Origin of the sequence: Streptomyces sp. HSW2009, from assembly GCF_040240285.1 — a bacterium.
In the GTDB taxonomy this organism is placed as follows: domain Bacteria; phylum Actinomycetota; class Actinomycetes; order Streptomycetales; family Streptomycetaceae; genus Streptomyces.
Window position 1 is genome coordinate 1 of the sequence record NZ_JBEHZD010001191.1, and the last position, 350, is coordinate 350.

At 85.7% G+C, this 350-nt stretch carries 1 protein-coding gene; it reads left to right on the plus strand.

Annotated features, from left to right (window positions below):
* On the plus strand, nt 1–350 hold a 350-nt coding region (locus AAHZ94_RS35155; protein ID WP_349997698.1), incomplete at both ends, for a hypothetical protein.

The window sequence follows — 350 nt, forward strand, 5'->3', positions numbered from 1 at the left end:
CAGTTGGTAGAGCGCAACCTTGCCAAGGTTGAGGTCGCGAGTTCGAACCTCGTCGTCCGCTCGGTGAAGGGCCCCCCGCCGGGGCCCGGGGGCGGTTTGGGGGGCCGGGCGGGCCCGGGGGGGGGGGGCCGGGGGGGGGGGGGGGGGGGGGGGGGGGGGGGTGGTTGGTGGGGGGGGGGGGGGGGGGGGGCCGGGCCGCGGGGCGGGGGGGGGGGGGGGGGGGCAGTGCCCGCGGGGGCGGGGGGGGGGGGGGGGGGGGGGCGGGCCGGGCGGGGCGGGGGGGGGGCCCCGGGCGGGGGGGGCACCGGGGGGCTGGTACGTGAACGCCTGCCGGGAGGGGAAGGTAGGGG